General features: G+C 72.3%; 21 protein-coding genes. 13 read left to right on the top strand and 8 right to left on the bottom strand.

From position 1 onward, the window contains the following. The first annotated feature begins 28 nt into the window (after positions 1–28). A complete protein-coding gene (locus ACFVU2_RS13025; protein WP_387874862.1) occupies positions 29–793 on the top strand; it encodes an alpha/beta fold hydrolase in 765 nt (254 codons plus the stop codon). 84 nt (positions 794–877) lie between these two features. Here ACFVU2_RS13025 and ACFVU2_RS13030 read toward each other — a convergent pair whose 3' ends face one another. Then, positions 878–1,852 carry an aldo/keto reductase gene (locus ACFVU2_RS13030; protein WP_387874863.1) on the bottom strand — a complete coding sequence of 325 codons (975 nt, stop codon included), beginning with the start codon at positions 1,850–1,852 and terminating at the stop codon, positions 878–880. Positions 1,853–1,951: 99 nt separating this feature from the next. On the opposite strand from ACFVU2_RS13030, the gene ACFVU2_RS13035 reads away from it, so the two are divergent. Continuing rightward, positions 1,952–2,704, top strand: coding sequence for an SDR family NAD(P)-dependent oxidoreductase (locus ACFVU2_RS13035; RefSeq protein WP_387874865.1), 753 nt, complete (start codon positions 1,952–1,954; stop codon positions 2,702–2,704). 25 nt (positions 2,705–2,729) lie between these two features. Here ACFVU2_RS13035 and ACFVU2_RS13040 read toward each other — a convergent pair whose 3' ends face one another. Continuing rightward, complete coding sequence (locus ACFVU2_RS13040) at positions 2,730–4,190, bottom strand: amidohydrolase (protein ID WP_387874867.1); 1,461 nt, start codon at positions 4,188–4,190, stop codon at positions 2,730–2,732. Positions 4,191–4,304: 114 nt separating this feature from the next. Between ACFVU2_RS13040 and ACFVU2_RS13045 the strand changes: the two genes are divergently transcribed. The 5 genes from ACFVU2_RS13045 to ACFVU2_RS13065 all read left to right on the top strand — a co-directional run bounded on the left by ACFVU2_RS13045 (position 4,305) and on the right by ACFVU2_RS13065 (position 9,665). Then, positions 4,305–5,432 (top strand): zinc-binding dehydrogenase, encoded by a 1,128-nt coding sequence (locus ACFVU2_RS13045; protein ID WP_387874869.1) that lies wholly within the window; start codon positions 4,305–4,307, stop codon positions 5,430–5,432. A gap of 19 nt (positions 5,433–5,451) precedes the next feature. After that, positions 5,452–6,414 carry an aldo/keto reductase gene (locus ACFVU2_RS13050; protein WP_387874870.1) on the top strand — a complete coding sequence of 321 codons (963 nt, stop codon included), beginning with the start codon at positions 5,452–5,454 and terminating at the stop codon, positions 6,412–6,414. Between the two features lie 61 nt (positions 6,415–6,475). Beyond that, complete coding sequence (locus tag ACFVU2_RS13055; protein ID WP_387874872.1) at positions 6,476–7,453, top strand: alpha/beta hydrolase; 978 nt, start codon at positions 6,476–6,478, stop codon at positions 7,451–7,453. Further along, a complete protein-coding gene (locus tag ACFVU2_RS13060) occupies positions 7,450–8,430 on the top strand; it encodes an alpha/beta hydrolase (RefSeq protein WP_387874875.1) in 981 nt (326 codons plus the stop codon). The genes ACFVU2_RS13055 and ACFVU2_RS13060 overlap by 4 nt, the downstream gene beginning before the upstream one ends. Then, positions 8,427–9,665, top strand: coding sequence for a multidrug effflux MFS transporter (locus tag ACFVU2_RS13065; RefSeq protein ID WP_387874878.1), 1,239 nt, complete (start codon positions 8,427–8,429; stop codon positions 9,663–9,665). Before ACFVU2_RS13060 ends, ACFVU2_RS13065 begins: the two co-directional genes overlap by 4 nt. A 10-nt stretch (positions 9,666–9,675) precedes the next feature. Here ACFVU2_RS13065 and ACFVU2_RS13070 read toward each other — a convergent pair whose 3' ends face one another. The 5 genes from ACFVU2_RS13070 to ACFVU2_RS13090 form a co-directional block, all read right to left on the bottom strand. Next, the gene (locus tag ACFVU2_RS13070) at positions 9,676–10,968 is read right to left on the bottom strand and encodes a hypothetical protein (protein WP_387874881.1); all 1,293 of its coding nucleotides are present in this window, start codon (positions 10,966–10,968) and stop codon (positions 9,676–9,678) included. A gap of 129 nt (positions 10,969–11,097) precedes the next feature. Further along, the gene (locus tag ACFVU2_RS13075; protein ID WP_387874883.1) at positions 11,098–11,931 is read right to left on the bottom strand and encodes an ATP-binding cassette domain-containing protein; all 834 of its coding nucleotides are present in this window, start codon (positions 11,929–11,931) and stop codon (positions 11,098–11,100) included. Continuing rightward, positions 11,928–13,763 (bottom strand): dipeptide/oligopeptide/nickel ABC transporter permease/ATP-binding protein, encoded by a 1,836-nt coding sequence (locus tag ACFVU2_RS13080; protein ID WP_387874886.1) that lies wholly within the window; start codon positions 13,761–13,763, stop codon positions 11,928–11,930. The genes ACFVU2_RS13075 and ACFVU2_RS13080 overlap by 4 nt, the downstream gene beginning before the upstream one ends. After that, positions 13,760–14,701: an ABC transporter permease gene (locus ACFVU2_RS13085; protein WP_387874888.1), complete on the bottom strand. Its 942-nt coding sequence runs from the start codon at positions 14,699–14,701 to the stop codon at positions 13,760–13,762. The genes ACFVU2_RS13080 and ACFVU2_RS13085 overlap by 4 nt, the downstream gene beginning before the upstream one ends. Positions 14,702–14,777: 76 nt before the next feature. Continuing rightward, positions 14,778–16,301, bottom strand: coding sequence for an ABC transporter substrate-binding protein (locus ACFVU2_RS13090; RefSeq protein ID WP_387874891.1), 1,524 nt, complete (start codon positions 16,299–16,301; stop codon positions 14,778–14,780). 301 nt (positions 16,302–16,602) lie between these two features. Here ACFVU2_RS13090 and hpaH point away from each other — a divergent pair, with 301 nt between their 5' ends. The 6 genes from hpaH (at position 16,603) to hpaD (ending at position 23,282) form a co-directional block, all read left to right on the top strand. Then, positions 16,603–17,388, top strand: coding sequence for a 2-oxo-hept-4-ene-1,7-dioate hydratase (gene hpaH, locus ACFVU2_RS13095; RefSeq protein WP_387874892.1), 786 nt, complete (start codon positions 16,603–16,605; stop codon positions 17,386–17,388). Beyond that, on the top strand, positions 17,373–18,188 hold the full coding sequence (locus ACFVU2_RS13100) for an HpcH/HpaI aldolase/citrate lyase family protein (RefSeq protein WP_387874894.1): 816 nt from the start codon (positions 17,373–17,375) through the stop codon (positions 18,186–18,188). The genes hpaH and ACFVU2_RS13100 overlap by 16 nt, the downstream gene beginning before the upstream one ends. Positions 18,189–18,502: 314 nt before the next feature. Continuing rightward, on the top strand, positions 18,503–19,945 hold the full coding sequence (locus ACFVU2_RS13105) for a fumarylacetoacetate hydrolase family protein (RefSeq protein WP_387874897.1): 1,443 nt from the start codon (positions 18,503–18,505) through the stop codon (positions 19,943–19,945). After that, complete coding sequence (locus tag ACFVU2_RS13110) at positions 19,927–20,616, top strand: GntR family transcriptional regulator (protein WP_387874900.1); 690 nt, start codon at positions 19,927–19,929, stop codon at positions 20,614–20,616. The genes ACFVU2_RS13105 and ACFVU2_RS13110 overlap by 19 nt, the downstream gene beginning before the upstream one ends. A 28-nt stretch (positions 20,617–20,644) precedes the next feature. Then, a complete protein-coding gene (gene hpaE / locus ACFVU2_RS13115) occupies positions 20,645–22,141 on the top strand; it encodes a 5-carboxymethyl-2-hydroxymuconate semialdehyde dehydrogenase (RefSeq protein ID WP_387874903.1) in 1,497 nt (498 codons plus the stop codon). 46 nt (positions 22,142–22,187) lie between these two features. Continuing rightward, entirely contained in the window at positions 22,188–23,282 is a 1,095-nt protein-coding gene (hpaD, locus tag ACFVU2_RS13120; protein ID WP_387874906.1) for a 3,4-dihydroxyphenylacetate 2,3-dioxygenase, read from the top strand. A 115-nt stretch (positions 23,283–23,397) separates the two neighbouring features. Here hpaD and ACFVU2_RS13125 read toward each other — a convergent pair whose 3' ends face one another. After that, on the bottom strand, positions 23,398–23,979 hold the full coding sequence (locus ACFVU2_RS13125; protein WP_387874908.1) for a hypothetical protein: 582 nt from the start codon (positions 23,977–23,979) through the stop codon (positions 23,398–23,400). Positions 23,980–24,002 lie beyond the last annotated feature (23 nt).

Raw genomic sequence — 24,002 nt, forward strand, 5'->3', positions numbered from 1 at the left:
AGAAAAACAATTCACCCGGAGGTCGACGATGCCTGCTCCCACTCCCCTCTCCGCGCTCGCGGTGCACCCACTGCCTGCACCGGCCGGTTCCCGGACCACCACCGCGCTCCCGCCCGTGCTGCTCCTGCATGGCTTCGCCTCCTCGGCCCGGGAGGACTTCGACGGCTGGGCGGACGCGCTGGCCGCCGCCGGCCGCGACGCGTACCTGATCGACCTCCCCGGGCACGGCGACTCCCCCGCTGTCGCCGGCGCCGGCGCGTCGACGACCGCCGTCGTGGCCGCACTCGCGGCTTCTCTCGCCACCGTCGTCGATGCGACCGGCGCCGACCGCGTCGACGTGATCGGGTACTCCCTCGGTGCACGCCTGGCGTGGGAGCTGCCCGCCGCGACCGGACGCGTGCGCCGGCTCGTGCTCGGCGGCCTGAGCCCGTTCGAGCCGTTCGCGGGCATGGACGTGGTCGCCGTCGCGCGCGCCGTCGACGGCGAGCCGCCCGCCGATCCCTTCGCCGGGATGATGGCCGGGATGGTGTCGGGACCGGGCCGCGACACGGACTCGCTCCTCGCCCTCGTCACAGGGCTCGGGTCGCAGCCCTTCGCACCCGAAGACCCCGCGGCCGCGCGGCCCGACGTGCCCACCCTGTTCGTCGCCGGCGTCGACGACGCGATGACCCAGGGCCTGGAGGGGCTGACCGCGATCGTTCCCGACGCGCGGCTCGCCCGCGTGCCGGGCGACCACCTCGGCGCCCTCCACTCCCCCGCGTTCCGCGACGCCGCCCTCGCCTTCCTCGCCTGACCCCCCGCACATTCGGCACGAATGTCGTGAATGGCGGCGCTATTCACGACATTTGGGCCGAATCGCCAGTACTGGGCAGGCGGGTCAGGGTGCCCAGGTGCCGTCGGGGGCGACGTCGCGGTCGAGCCAGAGGTGAGCGGTGCGCTCCCTGAGCGCCTCCGCACCGACCCGGTCGAGCAGCGCGAGCGCCCCGAGGTTGTCCTCGAGCTGCTCCAGGCGGCTCACGCCGAAGAGCACGTTCGCGGTCGCGGGATGCGCGAGCGCGAAAGCGAGGCCGAGCTGGGTGGGCGTGGCGTCGAGCGAGGTGGCCACGCGCTCCACCTCGGGGTAGGCGGCGACGATGCGCTCGCGGATGCCGCCCACGTCGGCGCCGATCTTGCGCGAGGGCGACAGCCTGCCGGCCAGGATGCCGCCCTCGAAGACGTCGGAGGCCTGCAGCGCCAGCCGCCCGTCGGCGAAGAGCGCCCCGTAGGGCTCCCCCTCGGCCATCGACCGGCGGACGAGCCCGTACTTGAGCTGCGCGAACGTCGGCGGGGTCAGCCCTTCCTCCTCGGCCACGTCGAGAGCGAGGCGCACGTCGCCGATCAGCCAGTTGTTGACGCCCCAGGATTCGAAACGGCCCTGCGCGATCTCGGCGGCGACGTCGCGGACGATCCGGCGCACATCCACCTCGCCGAAATAGTCGCCGACGACGATGAGGTCGGCGCGATCGACGCCGATGCGGTCGAGGGAGACGGCGAGCTGGTCGGCGAACGACGTCTGCGGGTACTCCCAGAGCCAGAGCTTGCCGCAGAGCAGGTAGTCCTCGCGCGCCAGTCCGGCGGCCCGCACGGCCTCGCCGAACAGCAGGTCGGTGCGTGCGTTCTCGGCGTGCGGCCCCATGTTGTAGTGCGCGACGTCGAAGAAGGCCGCTCCGACCTCGTGGGCACGCTGGATGAGCGCGACGGCGTCGTCCGGCGCCATCCGGTCCCAGGTGTTCCAGGAGCCGAGGGCGAACACCGGCACGTCGGGGCCGGCGGGGCCGAGCGGGCGGGTGGGGATGGTTCCGGTCTCGGGCACGAGGCCTCCTTGCGTCGAGCGGTCGATGTCGGTTTTTCTACAGTCGTATAATATAACCACGCGCCGCGACGTCGCGGCCAGGAGCAGAGAGGCCCACTCATGACCGCATCCCCCTCCCCCGCACGCACCGTCGTCGTCACCGGCGGCGCCGGCGGGATCGGCCGCGGCATCGGCCGCGCATTCGCCGAGCTCGGCGACCGCGTCGTGCTGGCCGACGTCGACGCCGATGCGGTGGCCGCGGCCGCGAGCGACCTCGGCGTCGCCGCCGTGGCCGTCGACATCACCGACCCGGAGGCCGTCGCCGCGATGGTCGAGCAGGTGGCGGCCGATCACGGCCCGGTCGACGTGCTCGTCAACAACGCCGGGGTGCTCTCGGTGCACGGCCGCCTCACCGAGCTCTCCGCGGGGGACTACGACCTCATCGTGCGCGTCAACATCCTCGGCACCTTCACGGTGACCCAGGCGGTCGCGCGCCACATGACGGCGACCGGCACGCGCGGAGCGATCGTGAACATCTCCTCGATCGGTGGCCGTCAGCCCACGCCGGGCATGGGCGCCTACGAGTCGAGCAAGGCGGCGGTCGACTCGCTCACCCGCTGGGCCGCGATCGAACTGGCGGGCGACGGCATCCGCGTCAACGCGGTGGCCCCCGGTCCCGTGCTCACGCCGATGCTGCAGCTCGGGATGCCCGAGGGATCGCCCGAGCGCGCCGCGTGGGCCGCCCGCATTCCGCTCGCCCGCCTCGCGGAGGTGGACGACATCGCCCCCGCCGTGGTCTTCCTCGCCGGGCAGGACGCCGCCCACATCACCGGCGTGAGCCTCGCCGTCGACGGCGGGCAGCTGCTGGTCTGACCAGCACGCGCCAGCACGCGCCCGCTCACACCGACGTGACGGGCACCCGCTCGAAGACGATGTCGCCGTCGACCACCGTGAGGTCGACGGCGACCCCGGGCAGCTCGGCCGGGGTCAGCGTCAGCGGATCCGCCTCCAGCACGCAGAGGTCGGCCGCCTTGCGCGGCTCGAGGGAGCCCTTCCACGCGGCGGCGCCGTCCTGACGGGCCGGCACGGTCGTGTACGCACGCAGCAGGTCGAGCATGCGGGCGCGCTCGCCACCGGGCACGGGCGCCCCGATCCACGCGTCGGCATCGGCGATCCCCTGCCGCCAGTCGGGGGCGAGGATCGGGGCGTCCGAGCTGAGCGAGACGGGCACGCCGGCCGCCCAGGCCGCCCGGATCGGCCAGGCCGAGGCGGCCACCTCGTCGCCGAGCACGGCGGCGACCCACGAGGCGGTGTGCGCCGCGATCCCCGCCTGGATGTTCAGCCCCATCCCGAGGCGGGCCATGCGCGCGAGGGCGTCGGCGCCGACCAGGTCGCCGTGGATGACGTAGTGGCCGAGGTCGGTCTTCGTCTGCGCGAGGGCCTCCTCCACCGCCTCCACCACCGTGTCGATGGTGCGGTCGCCGGTCGCGTGCACGCCGACCTGCAGGCCGAGCCGGTTGGCCTCCCGGATCATCCGGCGCAGCGCGGCCGCCCGCTCCTCGGGATCGGCCCCCTCGACGAGCAGCCCGCCCTGGGTGCCGTCCGGGTAGCGGTGGTGCGTCCACGCCTGGTGCATGGGCGGGATGCCGTCGGCGAAGATCTTGACCCCGGCCACGCGCAGCCGGCTCGGCCGCGCCGTCTCTCGCCGGAGCCCGGGCAGCCCGGCGAGCACGTCGCGCAGCGCGCTCGGGCCGTCCAGCACGCCGAAGAGGCCCAGGACGGTGACGCGCGCGGTGAGGGCGCGCTCGGCCTCGAGCTCGCCGTAGGCCTCGAACACGTCCTGGCCGAAGCATCCGGTCGCGCCGTCGTCCTCGCCCGGACCGAGCCCGGGCTCGGTGTAGCTGGTGATGCCGAGGGAGGCGATGAGCTCGCCCGCGCGCAGGATGGCCGCGCGACGCTCCTCGCGCGTCGTGAGCAGCGGCGCCGAACCGGAGGTGTCGTGCGGGTCGCCGGCCGCCTCGACGCCGGCGACGGCATCCTCCGCGGACCCGATGGACGCCGCCGGGGCCTCGGGTGCGCCGCCCGGACCGAACACGGTGTGCGGCCACATCGCGCCCAGCCAGGCCGCGTGCAGGTGCGAATCGTTGATCCCGGGGAGCACGGCGCGGCCGTCGAGGTCGACGACACGGGTGCCGCGGGCGATCGTCTCGTCGATCTCGGCGTCGGTGCCGACGCGGAGCACCCGGCCGTGGCGCAGGGCGATGGCCTGCGCGGTGGAGCCCGCGTCGTCGAGCGTGTGGACGACGCCGCCGCGCAGGACGAGGTCCGCGCTGCGGTCGGGGGTGGCTGCTGGCTGCACGGCTCCTCCTCGAGACGGTCGGGAACCGGAGTGGATCCCCTGTTCCCATTTTGGTCAACGTATGTAGAATAACCCACGCCGACGACATCCGCGCGTCGAGATCCGGAGCAATCGATGACGATCCCCACGGTCCCCCCGATCCCCCGCACCACGCGTGCCGCCGTCCTCACCGCGCACGGCGAGCCGCTCACACTGCAGGAACTCCCTCTGCCGGAGGAGATCGAGCCGGGCGCCGCCCTGGTCCGCATCTCGTGCGCCACACTGTGCGGGACCGACATCGAGATCTGGTCGGGGGCGATGAGCTTCCCCGGGATGCTGCCGCTCGTCCTCGGACACGAGATGGTCGGCGAGGTGGTCGCCGTCGGCGCAGGCACCCACGACGCCCTCGGCCGCCCGATCGTCGTCGGCGACCGCATCGGCTGGTCGGAGTCCACCTGCGGCGAGTGCTTCGGCTGCACCGTGCTGCGCGAGCCGGTGCACTGCTCGCGCCGCGGCTACGGATTCCTGCAGCGCTCCGACGTTCCGCCCTACGCGACGGCCGGACTCGCCGACCACGCGTACGTCGTGCCGGGAGCGGCGAAGCTGCTGCTCCCCGCCGAGGTGAAGGACACCTGGGCGTCGATGGCGGGATGCGCGGCGAAGACCGTGCTCCGTGCCTTCGCACGCGCCGGCGGCGTGCGGCCGGGCTCCCGCGTCGTCGTGCAGGGCTCCGGCGCCCTGGGCATCTTCGCGACCGCCGTCGCGCATCTCTCGGGCGCCGGGCAGGTCATCACGGTCGGAGCCCCGGCCGACCGGCTGGCGGCGGCCCGTCGCTTCGGCGCCGACGACGTCGTCGACATCGCGGACGGATCGGAGGCGACGATCGAGCGTGTGCTCGCCCTCACCGACGGCGCTGGCGCCGATCTCGTGCTCGACTTCGCGGGCGCCCGCAGCGTGGGCCCGGAGGCCGTGGCCATGGCCTCCGTGCGCGGCACCTTCGTCGTGGTCGGCTCCACCGGCCCCGTCGGCGATCCCGTCGCACTGAGCGCGATCATGGGCAGGGAGCTCACGGTCGTCGGCTCCCTGAACGGCGACATCGGCGACTACGCCCGGGCGATCGACTTCTTCCGCGCCTTCGCCGACCGGATGCCGTGGGACGACCTGTTCAGCGCGCCCGTCGGCCTCGCCGACGCCTCGGAGCGGATCGCGACCATGGCCGCCCTCGGCGAGATCAAAGCCGTCATCGACCCGCGCCTCGGCTGAGCGCAGAAGGAGCAGCAGCATGACCTCCCGCATCCCCACCCGCCCGATCGGCACCTCCGGCCTGGAGGCGGGCGTCCTGGCCCTCGGCTCGTGGCACACCTACGACCGGATGGACTTCGCCGACGCGGTCGACATGGTCGCCTTCGCCGTCGAGCACGGCGTGAACCTCTTCGACGTCGGCGTCTACGGATTCCGCGGCGCGCAGCCGCCGGTCTTCACCGACGTGCTGTTCTCGGCGATCGTCCGGGCCGCGGGCCTCCCGCGCGAGAGCTACCTGCTGTCGGAGAAGCTGTGGCTCGAGGGCTTCGGCGAGGGAGGCTTCCGGCCCCAGCTGGAGCACGCCCTCTTCCGGGTCGGCAGCGAGTACGCCGATCTCGTCGTGCTCGGCGACCTGCGGCGCGACGACCTCGAGCTGCGCGACCTCGTGCTCGACCTGGCGGCCCTCGCCGACGCGGGCCTCATCCGCGCGTGGGGCGTCAACAACTGGTCGGCGACGAACATCCAGTCCCTTCTCGACATCGCCGCCGCCGAGGGCGTCCCCGGCCCGCAGCTGGCCCAGCTCAAGTACAGCGTCGCGCGCCGCTCGATCCCCGACGGCGCCCCGTTCGCCCGGCTGTGGGAGCAGGGCCTCTCGATGCAGGCGTCCGACGTGATGGAGGGCGGCATCCTCGCCGGCAACATCACGCCGGGCCGCGAGGTCGGCCGCGACCCGGGAGCGGTGCGGGAGCGCATCGTCGCGGACGTCCCGGCGTTCGCCGCCCTCGCCGACGACCTGGGGGCCACGCCCGCCCAGCTCGCCGTCGCGTTCACGCTGACCCACCCCGCGACGGCCACCACGCTCTTCGGAGCGAGCCGCCTCGAACAGGTGCGCTCGAACCTCGACGCCGTCGCCCTGCTCGACCGGCTGGGCGCAGAGCTGATCCGCGAGCGGGTCGCACCCTTCTGGGCCGACCGGGACGCGGTCGACCCAGAAGGTCCGTGAGCCGCACCCTCTCCCACCTCCTCCATCCGCACACGAACGACACCACCGCCAGGAGCCACCGATGATCCCCGTCCCGTTCGATCCCGACATCGCCCCCGTTCTCGACGCGATGGCCGCCGACCCGCAGCCTGCGCTGAGCCGGGAGACCATCCCGCACGCGCGCGACGGCGCGGCGACGATGTTCCCGAGCGCCGCCGACGTGATCGGCGACCTGCCGATCGACGCCCACGACCGCGTCATCCCCGGGCCCGCCGGGGCGCCCGATCTCGAGATCACCGTGCTGACGCCGCGCGGCCACGACGCGACCAGACCCGCCCTGCCGGTGCTCTACAACATCCACGGCGGCGGAATGATCGTCGGCCACCGCAGCTGGGAGACCGGCCGCCTGGTGCAGCTCGTCGACGAGCTCGGCGTGATCGCGGTCAACGTGGAGTACCGCCTCGCCCCCGAGGACCCGTACCCCGCGGGCGTGGAGGACTGCTACGCGGGGCTTGTCTGGCTGGCGGCCCACGCCCACGAGCTCGGAGCCGACCCCGAGCGCATCGTCGTGATGGGCGGCAGCGCGGGGGGCGGGTTCGCCGCCGCGGTCTCGCTGCTCGCCCGCGACCGCGGCGGCCCCGCGCTGGCCGGGCAGCTGCTCCTGTGCCCGATGATCGACAACACGAACACGACGGTGTCGAGCCGGCAGTACGCCGGGATCGGCACCTGGACCCGCGAGACGAACCTGCTCGCGTGGGAGTGCGTGCTCGGCGAGGAGCTGGCGTTCAGCACCGACGCCCCCGCCTACGCGGCGCCGTCCCGCGCGACCGATCTCTCGGGCCTGCCGCACGCCTACATCGAGGTGGGTGCGGCCGAGCCGTTCCGCGACGAGGACGTCGAGTACGCCTCCCGGATCTGGGCGGTGGGCGGCGCGGCCGAGCTGCACGTGTGGTCGGGAGGCTTCCACGGCTTCGACATGTACGCGCCCGCGAGCGAGCTGACCCGGGCCGCGCTCGACGCACGGTTCTCGTGGCTGCGCCGGGTGCTGGGCATCCGATGAGCGCCGCGCCGCCTCCCGCGCCGTACGACTCGGAGCTCGAGCCGGGGCTCGCGGCCTTCCTCGACCTGGTCGAGCGCATCCCGCTGCGGGAGGACACGATCCTGGCGAACCGGGCGCACTTCACCACGATCATCCCGCCGATCGAGCAGCAGGTGGCGGGCGTGCCGGTCACCTGGGAGGACCGCGTCATCCCCGGTCCCGCGGGTGCGCCCGACGTGGTGGTCACCGTGATCCGTCCGGTGGACGCCGGGCCGGACGCGCCCGGTGTGCTGGGCATCCACGGCGGCGGCCAGGTGCTCGGCACACGCTTCTTCGGCACCGGCGAGCTGATCGACCTCGCCGTGCGCCACGGGATCGTCGGGGTGGCCGTCGAGTACCGGCTCTCGCCCGAGCATCCGGGGACCGCGGCCGGTGAGGACTGCTACGCCGCCCTGATCTGGATGGCCGCCCACGCCGGCGAGCTCGGCATCGACCCCGGGCGCCTGCTCGTCTCGGGCGCCAGCGCGGGCGGTGGACTCTCCGCCGCCGTCGCACTGATGGCGCGCGACCGCGGCGGCCCGCAGCTGGCCGGCCAGCTGCTCAACTGCCCGATGCTCGACGACCGCAACAGCACGCCGTCGAGCCGGCAGTACGACGGCATCGGCGCGTGGGACCGCACCAACAACGACACCGCGTGGAACGCGATCCTCGGCGCCGACCGCTTCACCGACCGGGTGTCGCCGTATGCGGCCCCCGCCCGCGCCGCCGATCTCTCCGGCCTTCCGCCGGCGTACGTCGAGGTCGGTGCCGCCGAGGTGTTCCGCGACGAGTCGATCGACTACGCGAGCCGCATCTGGGCGACCGGCGGCGAAGCCGAACTGCACGTCTGGTCGGGCGCCTACCACGGCTTCTCGGGCTTCTCGCCGGACGCGATCGTCTCCCGCGCCGCGCTGGACGCCCGGGACAGCTGGGTGCGGCGCGTGCTGCGACTGCGATGACCGGGCTGCCGGGCGTCTCGGCGGCGCCCGCCGCCGGGGCCGGATCCGGTCCCGCGATGAGTGTGCGGCGCAGCATCCTGGTGCTCGGAGTGCTGGAGGCCTTCGGACCGCTGTCCATGGACCTCTATCTGCCGCAGCTCCCCCAGCTCGCCGGCAGCCTCGGCACGAGCGACGCCCTGGCGCAGGCGACGATGTCCGTGTGCATGGTCGGGCTGGGCGTCGGCCAGCTGGTCGCCGGTCCGCTCTCCGACCGGTTCGGGAGGCGCCGGCCCCTGCTCGTCGGTGTCGCGCTGTTCGCGATCCTCTCGGTGGTGTGCGCCCTCGCCCCCACCATCCAGGTGCTGCTGGTCGCCCGGCTGCTGCAGGGGCTCGCCGGTTCCGCCGGTCTCGTCATCACGATGGCCGTCGCGCGCGACATGTACAGCGGCGTCGAGCTCTCGCGGATGCTGTCGCTGCTCGCCCTGGTCAGCGCCTCCACCCCGATCATCGCGCCGGTCGTCGGCGGCGCGCTCGCGCTCGTGCTCGACTGGCGCGGGATCTTCGGCGTGCTCGCCGGGGTCGGCCTCGCCCTCTTCGTGCTGGCCCTCACCGGCCTGCGCGAGACGTTGCCGCCGGGGCTGCGGCACAGCGGCGGCCTGCGCCGGACCGCCGCCGACTTCCGGGCGCTCTCGCACGACGGGCTCTTCGTCGTCATCGTGGTGGCCGCGGCCGCCGGTGGCGCGGCGTTCTTCGGCTACCTCTCGATGTCGAGCTTCGTGCTGCAGGACGAGTTCGGCCTCAGCCCGCAGCAGTTCAGCCTGTTCTTCGCCCTCAACGCGCTGGCGAACCTGTCGGGCGCACAGCTGAGCCGCCTGCTCGTGCGCCGGCTCGGCCCCGCGCGGATGTATCTGACCGGGCAGCTGGCGACCGTCGCGGCGGCCCTCCTCCTGCTGGCCGGGGTGCTGCTGGGGTGGGGCGTCGCCGGCGTGCTGGTGGCGCTCGCGTGCTTCCTCTTCGCCTCCGGCGTGGGCGGGCCGAACGGCACGGCGCTCGCGCTCGGCGGGCACGGGATGCGCGCGGGCACGGCGGCAGCGGTGCTCGGCACCGTCACGTTCACCGTCGGTCCCGTCGTCGGCCCGTTGGCCGCCCTGGGCGGGACGACCGCTCTCACGATGGCCCTGACCATCGCCATCGCCGCGACGATCGCCGCGGCCGTCGCGCTGGCGGCGTCGCGTCGGCTGCTCGCTCGCAGCTGACGCGGCGCGCTCAGTTCGCCGAGCGCCCTCGCCGCACGCGGATGACGACCAGCACGGCGCCCGCGGCGAGCAGCAGAACGGCGATCGCGAGGATGACCCACGGCACACTAGAGCCGGTGGCGGCCAGCGTGGCGGAGCCGGTCGCGACCGGTCCGGCGGTCGTCGCGGTGACGGCGGCCACCGTCACCGCGGCGGTCGATGCGACGACGGCCCCGCCGACGACGATCTGGACCGGGAACGAACCGGCGCGCTGGGTGTTCGCGAGCACGAACGAGAAGGTCGCGGTGCCGTCGGCGGCCGTCGTGCCCGAGAAGACGGTGGTGCCGTCGAAGGTCGCGGTGAACGGCGCCGAGGCCGGCAGTCCGCCGATGGTCACCGGAACGGTCGCGCCGGGCAGCACGCTCGCTGCGGACGAGGAGGTCGTCGCCGCCGTCGGCGTGTACGACCAGGTGAAGCGCACGACGCCGGTCCCGGTGTTGCCGGGGTTCGCGGTCGCGGTCAGGCCGGTGGCGAGGAAGCCGGATCCGCCGCCTCCCGGGGCCACCACGTCGATGTCGAGGTCGCCGTTGGAGACGCCGCGCATGATGCCGCCTGCGCCGCCACCGGCGTAGCCTGCGCCGCCCGCGCCGCCGGTGCGGTCGAACGCGCCGATCGTGATCGTGCTGCCGACGCCGCCCGCGACGGGGGCGCTCCCGGCCGGGGACTGCCCGGCCGTGCCCGGGGCGACACCGCTGCCGCCCGCTCCGCCGACGGCGCTGCCGCCGATGCCGTTGGCCGCCAGCGGTCCGAACGCCGCGCCGGAGCCGCCCGGAGTCACGCCGGCCGTGACCGGAGCACCGCCCGCGCCGCCGGTGTACGACGCGAAGACCTGGTCGGGGAGGACGAGGAGGCCGGCGTATCCGGCTCCGCCTCCGCCGCCCGCGATCGCGAGCAGGTCGCTGCCGGAGGAGAGCGAGGTCGCGCCGCCGACCCCGCCGAGCCTGAAGGTGAGGGTCGTGCCCGCGTACGCCGCACCGAGATCGATGGTCGCGCTGCCCCCGGCTCCGCCGACGCCCGCCGGGTCGGGGCTGATCGCCGTCGGCACGGCCGCGCCGGCGCTCCCGGACACCGTCGCGGTGAGGGAGGTGATGCCGGTCGGGACGGTGAAGCCCCCGGCCGACGACGCGGTGTCGAAGGCGACGGTGCAGTCGGTGACGCACACGGGCGCCGGGACGGCGCTCGCAGGGGCGAATCCGGCCAGAGCCGTCGCAGCGGCGACGACGAGGGCGGACAGGGAGACGGGAACGAGGCGGCGAGAGCGCACGGGGGTCCTTCGAGTCGAGCGGGGGCGCGGAAGAATGAACGGCGGTCGGGACGCTCGCCTCGCACAGCATATCGGCGCTCGGGACGCCGGGAACGCGCCGCGCGGACGCTCGTCCGCGCAGCGCCCGCGTCAGGCTGCGCTCTCGCGCAACCGCAGCCACGCCGCGCGTCGCTCGGCCTGCCGCGCCGGGTCCGCGATGGGCGACGCCGTGAGCAGACGGCGCGAGTACGGATGCTGCGGTTCGCGGGTGATCTGCTCGCCGTCGCCGGTCTCGACGATCTCGCCGTGGTACATGACGGCCACCCGGTGGCAGATGCGCCGGACGACGCCGAGGTCGTGCGAGACGAAGAGATAGGCGACGCCGGTGTCGCGCTGCAGCTCGATGAACAGGTCGATGATCGTGGCCTGCGTCGTGAGGTCGAGCGCGCTGACGGGCTCGTCGCAGACGATCAGGCGGGGCTTGCGCACCAGCGCCCGTGCGATGGCGATGCGCTGGCGCTGGCCGCCGGAGAACTCCTTGGGGTACCGGTCGACGACGGCGGCGGGGAGCTTCACGCGGTCGAGCATCTCCTGCACCGTCGCGCGGGCCTGCGTGCGCCCGGCACCCGCGGTCGTGAGCGGCTCCGCGAGGATCTCGCCGATCGTCATGGCCGGGTTCAGCGACCCGTAGGGATCCTGGAACACCACTTGGATGCTCGACGACAGCTCGCGCCGCTTCGCCCCCTTCAGCCGGGTGATGTCGCGCCCGTCGAAGCGGATCGTCCCGCTCGTGACGGGCACCAGGCCGAGGATCGCCTTGCCGAGCGTGGACTTGCCGGAGCCGGACTCGCCGACGAGCCCGACGCACTCGCCCGCCCCGACCTCGATCGACACCTCCTTCAGGGCGCGGAAGGACCCGCGCCGCTGCCCGTAGTCGACGACGACGTTCTCGGCTTGCAGCAGAGGCGTGGATGGGCCGGTCATGCCAGCACCGCCTTTCGGGGATCGGAGGCGCCCGCGGTGGCGTGCGCGGCATCCAGTGCGGCGCGGCTGTCGGCGCCGTCGAGGGAGGCCGCGATGAGCTCGCGGGTGTAGTCGCTGGTCGGGTGGGCGAAGATGCGGTCGACGGCGCCGATCTCGACGATGGCACCGTCGCGCATCACGACGACGCGGTCGCAGATGTCGGCCACCACCCCGAAGTTGTGGGTGACGATGACGAGCGCCATCCGGTACTCCTGCTGCAGCTCGCGGAGTAGTTCGAGCACCTCCGCCTGCACCGTGACGTCGAGGGCGGTGGTCGGCTCGTCCGCGACCAGCACCGAGGGCTTGCCCGCGATCGCGCCTGCGATGAGCACGCGCTGGGCCATCCCGCCGGAGAGCTGGTGCGGGTACGACTTCATGACACGCGGCGGGTCGACGATGCCGACCTTCTCGAGCATCTCGAGTGCGCGTGCCCTGGCCTGCGCACGCGAGAGCTTGTGCACGGCGCGCAGCGGCTCGGTGAGCTGGTGGCCGATCGTGAACGACGGGTCGAGGTTCGACATCGGCTCCTGCGGGATGTACCCCACCTCGTGCCCGAGCAGCCGCTGGCGGTCGCGGTGGCCGAGCCGGGTCACGTCGCGGCCGCCGATCCAGATGGCGTCCGCCGTGCACGCGCCGCCGGCGGGCAGCAGGTCCAGGATGCTGAAGACGGTCTGCGACTTGCCCGAGCCCGACTCGCCGACGATGCCGAGCACCTCGCCCGGCGCGACGTCGAGGGTGATGCCGTGCACGACCTCCACCTCGCCGCCGTCGGGCGCCGCGTACGAGACGTGCAGGTTCGTGAGCTGGACCGCCGAGTCGACCGACTTGTGCGCGACCGCGCCGGTGGAGGTGGTGACCGCCGCCGGTTCGGAGCCGGCGGTTCGCCGCAGACGGCGGCGGCGCGCGACCGGCGTCTTCACGGTCACCACGTCGGCGAGGGTCGACCCGAGCACCGCGAGCGCCGCGATCGTGATGCCGAGCGCGAGCGACGGCCAGAGCAGCAGCAGCGGGCTCGTCAGCATGGTGCGGAAGCCCTCGTTCATCATCGCGCCCCAGCCGGGTGTGCGCGCCCCGCCGATGCCGAGGAACTGCAGTCCGGCCTGCATGCCCATCGCGAGGCCGGCGGTGAGCGCGGTCTGGATGATCACGGGCGCGTAGACCGCCTTGACGATGTGCCGCGACATGATGCGCGCGTCCCCCAGCCCGGAGACGCGCGCCGCGTCGACGTACGGCTCATTGCGCACGGCGAGCACGGTCGAGCGCGTGAGGCGGAAGTACCCGGGCGCCATGAACACGCCGAGCGTGGCCATCAGCACCGTGAAGTCGTTGCGGGTACCCGCCGCGACGATCAGCAGGATGATCATGCCGGGCACGGCCTGCAGAGCGTCGCTGACCCAGGTCGCACCGCGGTCGAAGGCACGGCCGTAGTAGCCGGCGGCGAGCCCGGACGGGACGCCGACGAGGATCGCCACGAAGATGGTCACGAAGGCGCCCCACAGGGTCGACTGGGTGCCCCAGATGAGACGGCTGAGCACATCCCGGCCCGCACTGTCGCCCCCGAGCGGATGGGCGGGGCTCGGCGGCGCCTTGGTCAGGGCGAGGTCGACGAAGTTGGGGTCGTGCGGCGCGAGCAGCGGCGCGAGCACGGCGACGAGCAGCACCAGCACGAGCACGCCGAACGACACGGCGCCGGCCGGCCGCTTCAGGAACCGCACGAAGGTGGAGCCGCGGCGCGGGGTGCCCGCGGCCTTCGCGGAGTCCCGCGGGTCGATGATCACTTCGGTCGCCGTCATTGCACACGCGCCTTCGGGTTGATCCAGCCGAGCGCCACATCGAGGAGGAAGTTCACGATCACCACGAAGATGACCGTGATGACCGTGATGCCGAGCAGGATGGGGATGTCGCCGTTCTGGGAGGAGCCCGAGGTGAGGGCGCCGATCCCCGGCAGGGAGAAGATCTGCTCCACCACGATCGCGCCGCCGAGCAGGCCGACGAACATCAGGGCGAGCACGGTGAGGGAGGCCGGTGCGGCGTTGCGCACCAGGTGCACGACCACCCGCGGCTGCGACAGCCCGCGGCTGCGCAGGGTGCGCACGTAGTCCTGGCTGTTGGCCGAGATGATCGCGTTGCGCAGCTGTTCGGCGATCATGACGATCGCGCCGAGCGAGAGAGCGATGGCGGGCAGCGTGATCGAGCGCAGCCAGCCCTCCACACTCACCGCCGGCTGCACGTAGCCGACGGCGGGGAACCATTTCAGGTTGACGGCGAACCAGATCACGAGCACGAGGCTGACCCAGAATCCGGGGAGGGCGAAGAGCACCACGGAGGCCGCCTTGACGACCTTGTCGAGCACGCTGCCGGGGCGCAGGCCCGCCGCCACGCCGAAGAGGGCGCCGAACAGGGCGGAGAGCAGGGTCGCGGCCGTGACGACCGACAGCGTGACCGGGAGCTTCAGCGCGATCTGCGCGCCGACCGGCTGGAAGTTGCGCCAGGAGGTGCCGAAGTCGCCGACGACGGCGTGGCCCGCCCAGTCCCAGAACTGCACGATCAGCGGGCGGTCGGTGCCGATCTTGGCCGCGAGAGCCGCCTGCTGGGCCGGGGTGGCGGCGGTGCCGAGGAGGCCGGCCGTGGGGTCGCCGATCGCCAGATGGGCGAGGAAGAAGGTGCCGACGGAGACGGCGACCAAGAGGATCACGCCCGAGACGAGCCTCTTGACCGTGAATCTGATCATGTGCGGAGTTCCTGTCGAAGCCGGTGGTGCGGGTGGGAGGGGCGGGCCGCGCCGCAAGCGCGGCCCGCCCGTGCTGCTAGCCCTTGACGGCGATCTGCCGCAGGGTGGGGAACATCATCCCGACCACCGGGGTGACCTGGATGCCGGAGGTGCTGACGTAGCTGTTGTTCGCCTGGTACCAGACGGAGAACCACGCCTTCTCGGTGACGAGGGTGTTCAGCGCCTCGATCTGCTTCTCCTGGTCGCTCGGGTCGGCGGTGAGCACCTTCTGCACCGCGGCCTCCACGTCGGGGAACTTGTCGACCTGCGGGGTGGGGTTGTACCACTGCGGCAGGTTGATCTGCCGCTGCACGGTCGCGACCGGGTTGGCGTCCATCGAGAGGAAGGCGACGAACATCGGGTAGGTCGGGGCGTTCTTCTGGTAGTCCATGTACTGCATGTCGTCCCAGGTGACCGTGATCCCGAGCTCCTTGAACACCTGGTCGGCGACGGGCTGCCAGACCTGGAACACCTGCGACATCGGCATGTGCAGCTCGAAGCCGTTCGCGTACCCGGCTTCGGCGAGCAGGGACTTCGCCTTGCTGATGCTCGTCTTGTACATGTCGTCGAGCGACGCGAGGTTGCCGGGGAGCCCGACCGGGAAGGCCTGGTTCGAGACCTTGCCCGCACCGCTGCCGACCGACTTCAGGATGTTCGCGCCGTCGAAGGCGTAGTTGAGCGCCTGGCGCACCTTCACGTCCCCGAGCGGCTTGAACTTCTCCCCCGCGCGGTCGGTGAACTGCAGGCCGACCCAGCCGGAGACCTTGGCGGCCACGTTCCAGCTGTTCTCGGTGGCCTGCTTGAGCGCGGTGTCGTCGGCGTAGTTCACGTTGATCTGGCCGGAGAGCATCGCGTTGTCGCGGGCGGTCGCATCCTGGATCGGGAAGATCGCGAGCGGGTCGAACGGGAACTGCTTGGCGTCCCAGTGGTCCTTCACCTTCGTGAAGTGGTACTCGGAGCCCGCGACGCTCGTCGAGGCGAGCGTGTAGGGCCCGGAGCCGACGGGCTCCTTGGCGAGGGTGCCTGCGGCGATCGCCTTCGGGGCCATCATGTAGCTGCGGCCGATCCCCATGAAGTACAGGAGGGTGTCGTCGCGCTGGGTCAGGTCGATCTCGACCGTGGTGGGGTCCACGGCGACGAACTTCTCGACGTTCTCGTAGGCCTCGCCGCTGCGCGCGCCCTGCTTGAGGTAGTCGAGGCTCTTCACCGCGGCGTCGGCGTCGAACTTCTCGCCGTCGGAGAATTTCACGCCGGTCTTCAGCGTGAGGGTGACCTTCTTGTAGTCGTCCGAGACCTTCCATGCTGTGGCGAGGGCCGGAACGGGCTTGCCGTCGCCGTCGGAGGCGATCAGCGGGTCGTAGACGGCCGACAGGTACGGCCCGTCGAAGCCGATGTCGGCCAGGGAGGGATCCCAGCTGGTGACGTCGGCGAAGTTGCCGATGTTGAGCGGTCCGCCGGCGGCGCCGGTGGTCGATTTCGTGTCGCTTCCCCCGGAGCCGCAGGCGCTGAGCGCCAGTGCGGTCGCGGCGGCCAGGGCCACCGCGATCAGTGCCTTCTTCATCTTGTCTTCTCTCGGTTCGCAAGGCGGGTGTGGAACTCGAAACAGCACAGTGGAGACGGTCGTCGACCGGGGTACGGCTGACACTCCGCTGTGTCGTGGCGGTAATTCTACAGTTGTTGACAAGAAAGGCAACTAGCGGAGAAAAACAACGGGAGAAGCCTGACACGGCGCGGCTCGGAACAGGAAATCCACGCATCCCCGTTGCCGGATCGCGCACAGGCGTGGCCAGGGTGTACGGGATGATATACGATCCACACGGGGCCGTACCGGTCCTCCTCCGACGTCGAAGGGAGCCCCCGCGGTGCTCGACACCACGACCATCCAGGCCATCGCCGACGAACTCGCGGGCGCCGAACGCGACCGCACGACCGTCCCGCTGCTCACCGCCCGGCACCCCGGGATGACGGTGGAGGACTCCTACGCCGTCCAGAAGGTGTGGGTCGAGCGCGGGCTGGCCGCCGGCCGCCGACTCGTCGGCCGCAAGATCGGCCTCACCTCCAAGGTGATGCAGCAGGCGACCGGGATCACGGAGCCCGACTACGGAGCGATCTTCGCCGACATGGTCTACGAGACCGGCTCGGTCATCCCGTTCGACCAGTACTCCAACGTGCGCATCGAGGTCGAGCTCGCCTTCGTGCTGGGCGAGCCGCTCGAGGGGCCGCACGTCACCCTGTACGACGTGCTCGACGCGACGACGTACGTCGTGCCCGCCCTGGAGATCCTCTCCTCGCGCATCGAGATGCAGGGCCGCACCATCGTCGACACCATCTCGGACAACGCCGCGATGGGCGGCATGGTCGTCGGCGGCCGGCCCGTACCCGTCGACGCCGTCGACCTGCGCTGGGTCGGCGCGCTGCTCTACCGCAACGAGACCATCGAGGAGTCCGGGGTCGCCGCCGCCGTGCTCGACCACCCCGCGAACGGCGTCGTCTGGCTGGCCAACAAGCTGGCCCAGCACGGCTCGCGACTGGAGGCCGGGGACATCGTGCTCGCCGGCTCCTTCACCCGCCCGATGTGGGTGGAGCGCGGCGACACCGTGCACGCCGACTACGGAACCCTGGGAGCCGTGACATGCCGATTCGTCTGACCACCGCCCCAACCTTCCGCGACCGCCTGGCCTCCGCCGAGCGCGTCCAGTACGGGCAGTGGGTGTGCTCCGGCAGCCCGCTCGTCGCCGAGATCGTCGCCGGCAGCGGCACCGACCTCGTCGTCGTCGACGGCGAGCACTCCCCCATCGGGCTGGAGTCCGCGCTGGCGATCCTCCAGGCCGTCGCCGCGTACCCGGTCACGCCGGTGGTGCGCGCCCCGATCGGCGACCCGGTCATCCTGAAGCAGCTGCTCGACCTGGGTGCGCAGAACATCCTGGTGCCGATGGTCGACAGCGCCGAGCAGGCGGCCGAGATGGTGCGCGCGGTCCGCTACCCGCCGCACGGCGTGCGCGGCGTCGGCAGCGCGCTGGCCCGCTCGTCGCGCTGGAGCCGCATACCGGACTATCTGGCACGCGCGAACGACCTCGTCTCGCTGACGGTGCAGATCGAGACCGCCGAGGCCGTCGCGGTCGCCGCGGACATCGCGGGGGTGGAGGGCGTGGATGCGCTCCTCGTCGGCCCCGCCGACCTCGCGGCGTCGATGGGCCTGCTCGGTCAGCAGAACCATCCGGAGGTCGTCGCCGCCGTGGAGTCGGTCATCGCCGCCGGCCGCGCGGCCGGCACCCCGGTCGGCGTGAACGCGTTCGACCCCGCCACTGCCGACCGCTACGCCGCCGCGGGCGCCGCCTACCTGCTGGTCGGCTCCGACGTGACAATGCTCGCGCGGGCCTCCGAGACCCTCGCCGAACGCTTCGTCCCGGACGCCGGCTCCGACGGCACGGCTCCCGCGAGCTACTGACGTCGGCAACGGAGGAGATCCGCTCGTGGTCGGCTCGCAGCGCAGGCTCGGGAGGAGTTCCTGCGGGAAACGGCCCGCAGTTCCTCCGTTACCCGCGCGTGCGCGTCGCGTCGGCAACGGAGGAGATCGCGGCCCCCACTCCCCCGACCTCCTCCGCACCCCGCGTTCCGGCCTCGGCCGAGCCCGCATCCCCTCCGTTCCCCACAGTCCTTGAAGGACATCCACGGATCGTATACAATCTCGAATACGGTTTGAGTCGCGAAGCTCGCGACATCCACCAGCAGCACCATCCCCGACGACGAGGAGAACACCCCGTGAGCCAGCTCGCCCGCCCCGGCAAGATCATCGCGGTGCACCTGAACTACCGGTCGCGTGCCGCCCAGCGCGGGCGCACCCCGGCCCAGCCCTCCTACTTCTTCAAGCCGTCGTCCTCCGTCGCTGCCACCGGCGGCGAGCTCGAACGGCCCGCGGGCACCGAGCTGCTCGCCTTCGAGGGCGAGATCGCCCTGGTCATCGGCAGCACCGCGCGCCGGGTGTCGCCCGAGGACGGCTGGGCCGCGGTCTCCGGCGTCACCGCCGCGAACGACTTCGGCCTCTACGATCTGCGGGCCGCCGACAAGGGCTCGAACGTCCGCTCGAAGGGCGGCGACGGCTTCACCCCGCTCGGCCCGCACGTCATCGCGGCCGCCGACGTCGATCCCGCCGCCCTGCGCGTGCGCACCTGGCTGAACGGCGAGCTCGTGCAGGAGGGCGCCACCGACGACCTACTCTTCCCGTTCGGCCGCCTGGTCGCCGACCTCTCCCAGTTGATGACCCTGGAACCGGGCGACGTCATCCTCACCGGCACCCCGGCCGGTTCGTCGGTCACGCAGCCGGGCGACACCGTCGAGGTGGAGGTGGATGCGCCGAGCGCTCCGGGCGCCCCGACCAGCGGCCGGCTCGTCACGCGCATCACCGAGGGCCGCGTCCCGTTCGGCGACTTCGGCACGAAGCCGAGCGTCGACGACCATCAGCGCAGCGAGGCGTGGGGCACTCCCCCCGCGGCAGCCGAGCAGGCATTCGTGTTGACCGACGAGCTGCGCGCCGCCCTCGCGAGCGTCGCCACCGCCACCCTCAGCTCGCAGCTGCGCAAGCGCGGCCTGAACAACGTCTCCATCGACGGCCTGGCCTCGACCCGCCCCGACGCCCGGATGGTCGGCACGGCGAAGACGCTCCGCTACATCCCGAACCGCGAAGACCTCTTCGCGAGCCACGGCGGCGGCTACAACGCCCAGAAGCGCGCCTTCGACGCGGTCGGCAGCGGCGAGGTGCTCGTCATCGAGGCCCGCGGCGAGCGCGGCAGCGGCACCGTCGGCGACGTGCTGGCGCTGCGCGCCCAGGTCAACGGGGCCGCGGGCATCGTCACCGACGGCGGCGTGCGCGACCTCGCAGAGGTGGCCGCCCTCGACATCCCGACCTATCACGGCGGTCCGCACCCCGCGGTCCTCGGCCGCAAGCACGTGCCGTGGGAGGCCGACGTCACCATCGCCTGCGGCGGTGCGGCCGTGCAGCCGGGCGATGTGATCGTGGGCGACGCCGACGGCCTGCTGGTGATCCCGCCCGCCCTGGTCGCCGAGGTCGTCGCCGACGCGATCGAGCAGGAGCGCGAGGAGGAGTACGTGGCCGAGCAGGTCGCCGCCGGACACCCGGTCGACGGGCTCTTTCCGATGAACGCGGAGTGGAAGGAACGGTACCGCGCATGGTCGACGCAGCGGTGAGGCCCGCCGCGGCGGCGCCCAGCAAGTCGCAGCTCGCCTACGAGTTCTTGCGTGCGCGCATCGACGACGGCCGCTACGTGTCGGGGTTCCGCCTGGTGCTCGGCCAGATCGCGGGCGAGCTCGACATCAGCGTGGTGCCGGTGCGCGAGGCGATCCGACGGTTGGAGGCCGAGGGCCTGGTGACGTTCGAGAAGAACGTCGGCGCCCAGGTCGCCCTGCTGCAGGACACCGAGTACGCCTTCACGATGCAGACCCTGGCGCTCGTGGAGGGCGCGGCCACGCAGCTCTCCGCTCCCCTGCTCACCGCCGACCACATCGGCCGGGCGCGCGCCGTCAACCAGGAGATGATCGCGAGCCTCGACCGCTTCGTCCCCCACCGGTTCACGCAGCTCAACCAGAGCTTCCACTCCATGCTCTTCGAGGAGTGCCCGAACCCGCACATCCTGGATCTGGTGCACCGGGGCTGGAACCGCCTGACCGTGCTGCGCGACTCGACCTTCGGCTTCGTGCCCGGCCGCGCCCGCGAGTCGGTGGACGAGCACGAGCAGATCCTGGCCCTGATCGAGCGCGGCGCCGACCCGCTCGAGATCGAGCTGGCCGCCCGGCGGCACCGTCTGGCGACGCTGGACGCGTTCCAGGCCTATCAGAGCGAACACAAGCACACCCACTGACCACCCCACCCTGAAGGAGAGCACGCGCATGGCGCAGCACTACGTCCCCGAGAACCTTCCCGGGAAGATCCAGCACTTCATCGACGGGCAGTTCGTCGACAGCGTCTCGGGAAAGACGTTCGACGTGCTGGACCCGGTGTCGAACGAGACCTACGTCACCGCCGCCGCGGGTCAGAAGGAGGACATCGACCTCGCCGTGGCCGCCGCCCGCCGGGCGTTCACCGACGGCCCGTGGCCGCGCATGAAGCCGCGCGAGCGCTCCCGCGTGCTGAACCGCATCGCCGACGCCGTCGAGGCGCAGGATGCCCGGCTCGCCGAACTCGAGACCTTCGACACCGGCCTCCCCATCACCCAGGCCCTCGGCCAGGCGCGGCGCGCGGCCGAGAACTTCCGCTTCTTCGCCGACCTGATCGTGGCCCAGCGCGACGACGCGTACAAGGTGCCCGGCAGCCAGCTCAACTACGTCAACCGCAAGCCGATCGGCGTCGCCGGGCTCATCACCCCGTGGAACACGCCCTTCATGCTGGAGAGCTGGAAGCTCGCCCCGGCGCTCGCGACCGGCAACACCGTCGTGCTGAAGCCGGCCGAGTTCACGCCGCTGTCGGCGAGCCTGTGGGCCGAGATCTTCCGCGACGCGGGCCTGCCCGACGGCGTGTTCAACCTGGTCAACGGCCTCGGCGAGGAGGCGGGCGACGCCCTGGTCAAGCACCCGGACGTGCCGCTCATCTCGTTCACCGGCGAGAGCCGTACCGGCCAGCTGATCTTCGGCAACGCGGCGCCGTTCCTCAAAGGCCTCTCGATGGAGCTGGGCGGCAAGTCCCCGGCGGTCGTGTTCGCCGACGCCGACCTGGACGCCGCCATCGACTCCACCCTCTTCGGCGTCTTCTCGCTCAACGGCGAGCGCTGCACGGCCGGATCCCGCATCCTCGTCGAGCGCGCCGTGTACGACGAGTTCTGCGAGCGCTACGCCGCCCGCGCGAAGAACATCGTCGTCGGCGACCCGCACGATCCGAAGACCGAGGTCGGTGCGCTCGTGCACCCCGAGCACTACGACAAGGTCATGAGCTATGTCGAGATCGGCAAGCAGGAGGGCCGGCTGCTCGCCGGCGGCGGACGCCCCGAGGGCCTCGACCACGGCAACTACGTCGCCCCGACCGTGTTCGCCGATGTGAAGCCCGACGCCCGCATCTTCCAGGAGGAGATCTTCGGCCCCGTCGTCGCGATCACCCCGTTCGACTCCGACGAGGAGGCGCTGGAGCTCGCCAACGGCGTCCGCTACGGCCTCGCCGCGTACATCTGGACCAACGACCTGGAGCGCGCGCACACGTTCTCCCAGAACGTGGAGGCCGGGATGGTGTGGCTCAACTCCCACAACGTCCGCGACCTGCGCACCCCGTTCGGCGGCGTGAAGGCGTCGGGTCTCGGCCACGAGGGCGGCTACCGCTCCATCGACTTCTACACCGACCAGCAGGCCGTGCACATCACGCTCGGCGCGGTCCACACCCCGCACTTCGGCGCGAACTGACGCCGCACGCCGCATCCACTCGACTCGACGAAGAGAAAGAAACACCATGAGCAGCCCCATCCCCGCTCCCGCGAACCGCATCCCCACCCCGAAGGCCGCCCCGCCGGACATCCTGCGCTGCGCCTACATGGAGCTCGTCGTCACCGACCTGCAGGCCAGCCGCGACTTCTACGTCGACGTGCTCGACCTGGTCGTGACCGAGGAGGACGAGAACGCGGTCTACCTGCGCAGCTTCGAGGAGTTCATCCACCACAACCTCGTGCTGCGCAAGGGACCGGTCGCCGCCGTCGCCGCGTTCTCGTACCGCGTGCGCTCCCCAGAAGACCTGGATCGCGCCGTCGCCTTCTACTCCGAGCTCGGCTGCCGCATCGAGCGCCGGTCCGAGGGCTTCACGAAGGGCATCGGAGACAGTGTGCGCGTGGAGGACCCGCTCGGCTTCCCGTACGAGTTCTTCTACGACGTGCAGCACGTCGAGCGGCTCGCCTGGCGCTACGACCTCTACACGCCCGGCGCGCTCGTCCGCCTCGACCACTTCAACCAGGTCACGCCGGACGTCCCCCGTGCCGTCGCGTACATGGAGGACCTCGGCTTCCGCGTGACGGAGGACATCCAGGACGAGGAGGGCACGACCTACGCCGCCTGGATGCGCCGCAAGCCCACCGTGCACGACACCGCAATGACCGGCGGGGACGGCCCGCGCATGCACCACGTCGCGTTCGCCACGCACGAGAAGCACAACATCATCGCCATCTGCGACAAGCTCGGCGCGCTGCGCCTCTCGGACCGCATCGAGCGCGGCCCCGGCCGACACGGCGTCTCCAACGCGTTCTACCTCTACCTGCGCGACCCCGACGGCCACCGCGTCGAGATCTACACGCAGGACTACTACACCGGCGACCCGGACAACCCGGTCGTCACGTGGGACGTCCACGACAACCAGCGCCGCGACTGGTGGGGCAACCCGGTCGTGCCGTCCTGGTACACGGAGGCCTCCCTGGTGCTCGACCTCGACGGCAACCCCCAGCCGCTCGTCGCCCGCACCGACGACTCCGAGATGGAGGTCACCATCGGCGCCGACGGCTTCTCGTACACTCGTGCGGGCGACGAGGAGAAGGGCTTCAAGCTGGGCGCGCAGGTCTAGCCTGCGCCGTCCTCTTCGCCGCCGCCTCCCCGCAACTCCGGAGATCCTGCCCCGCCCGGAAAGGATCTCCGGAGTTGCGCCGTTTCACCGGCGTGTCGGATCGGATCGCCGTCGTTCACCCGCAGGAGCTCTGCCCCATCAGGGAGTAGCCGCTCGTGGCGACACGGGCGAACAACTCCGTGGCGATGCGACCGAGGGCCTCCTGGGCCCGCTGACCCGCCTCGGATTCGCCGGCCCCCGTCAGGCCGGGTGTGAACGGCGGCAGTGCCGATGGCGCTGCGATCACGGTCAGCCAGTCCGTCGTGCTCAGCGTCTCCCGGGCCCGGAGGACCCGCTCGTCGCCCGCGGAGGCCCCGCCGTCCGGTGCCACCGCCAGTTCCAGCAGGCACGTGGTGACCGTCCCGTCGCTGAGCGTGAACGTCTGCGTCAGCCGGAGGTCCGGCTCTCCGAACCCGGTGGGCGGCTCCGACCCGCCGTCGAGCGGCGCCCCGTCGCCTTCCACCTGCTCCGGAGGCTCGGGCGGCGGAGACGGCATGAAGGGCAGCGGCGCGCCGGGCTGGCGGAACCCGGGAGGTCCCCACGGCGACCAGACCTGGGGACGCTCCCGCGCGGGCGCGCACCCCGTGAGCGCCGCCGCGATCATCCCCGCGACGAGACCCGCTCCGATCAGCGCACGCACCCGTCTTCCCGCCGTCATCGTCCCCCGACCTCGCATCCCCC

The organism is Leifsonia sp. NPDC058194, assembly GCF_042883605.1.
GTDB lineage: Bacteria > Actinomycetota > Actinomycetes > Actinomycetales > Microbacteriaceae > Leifsonia.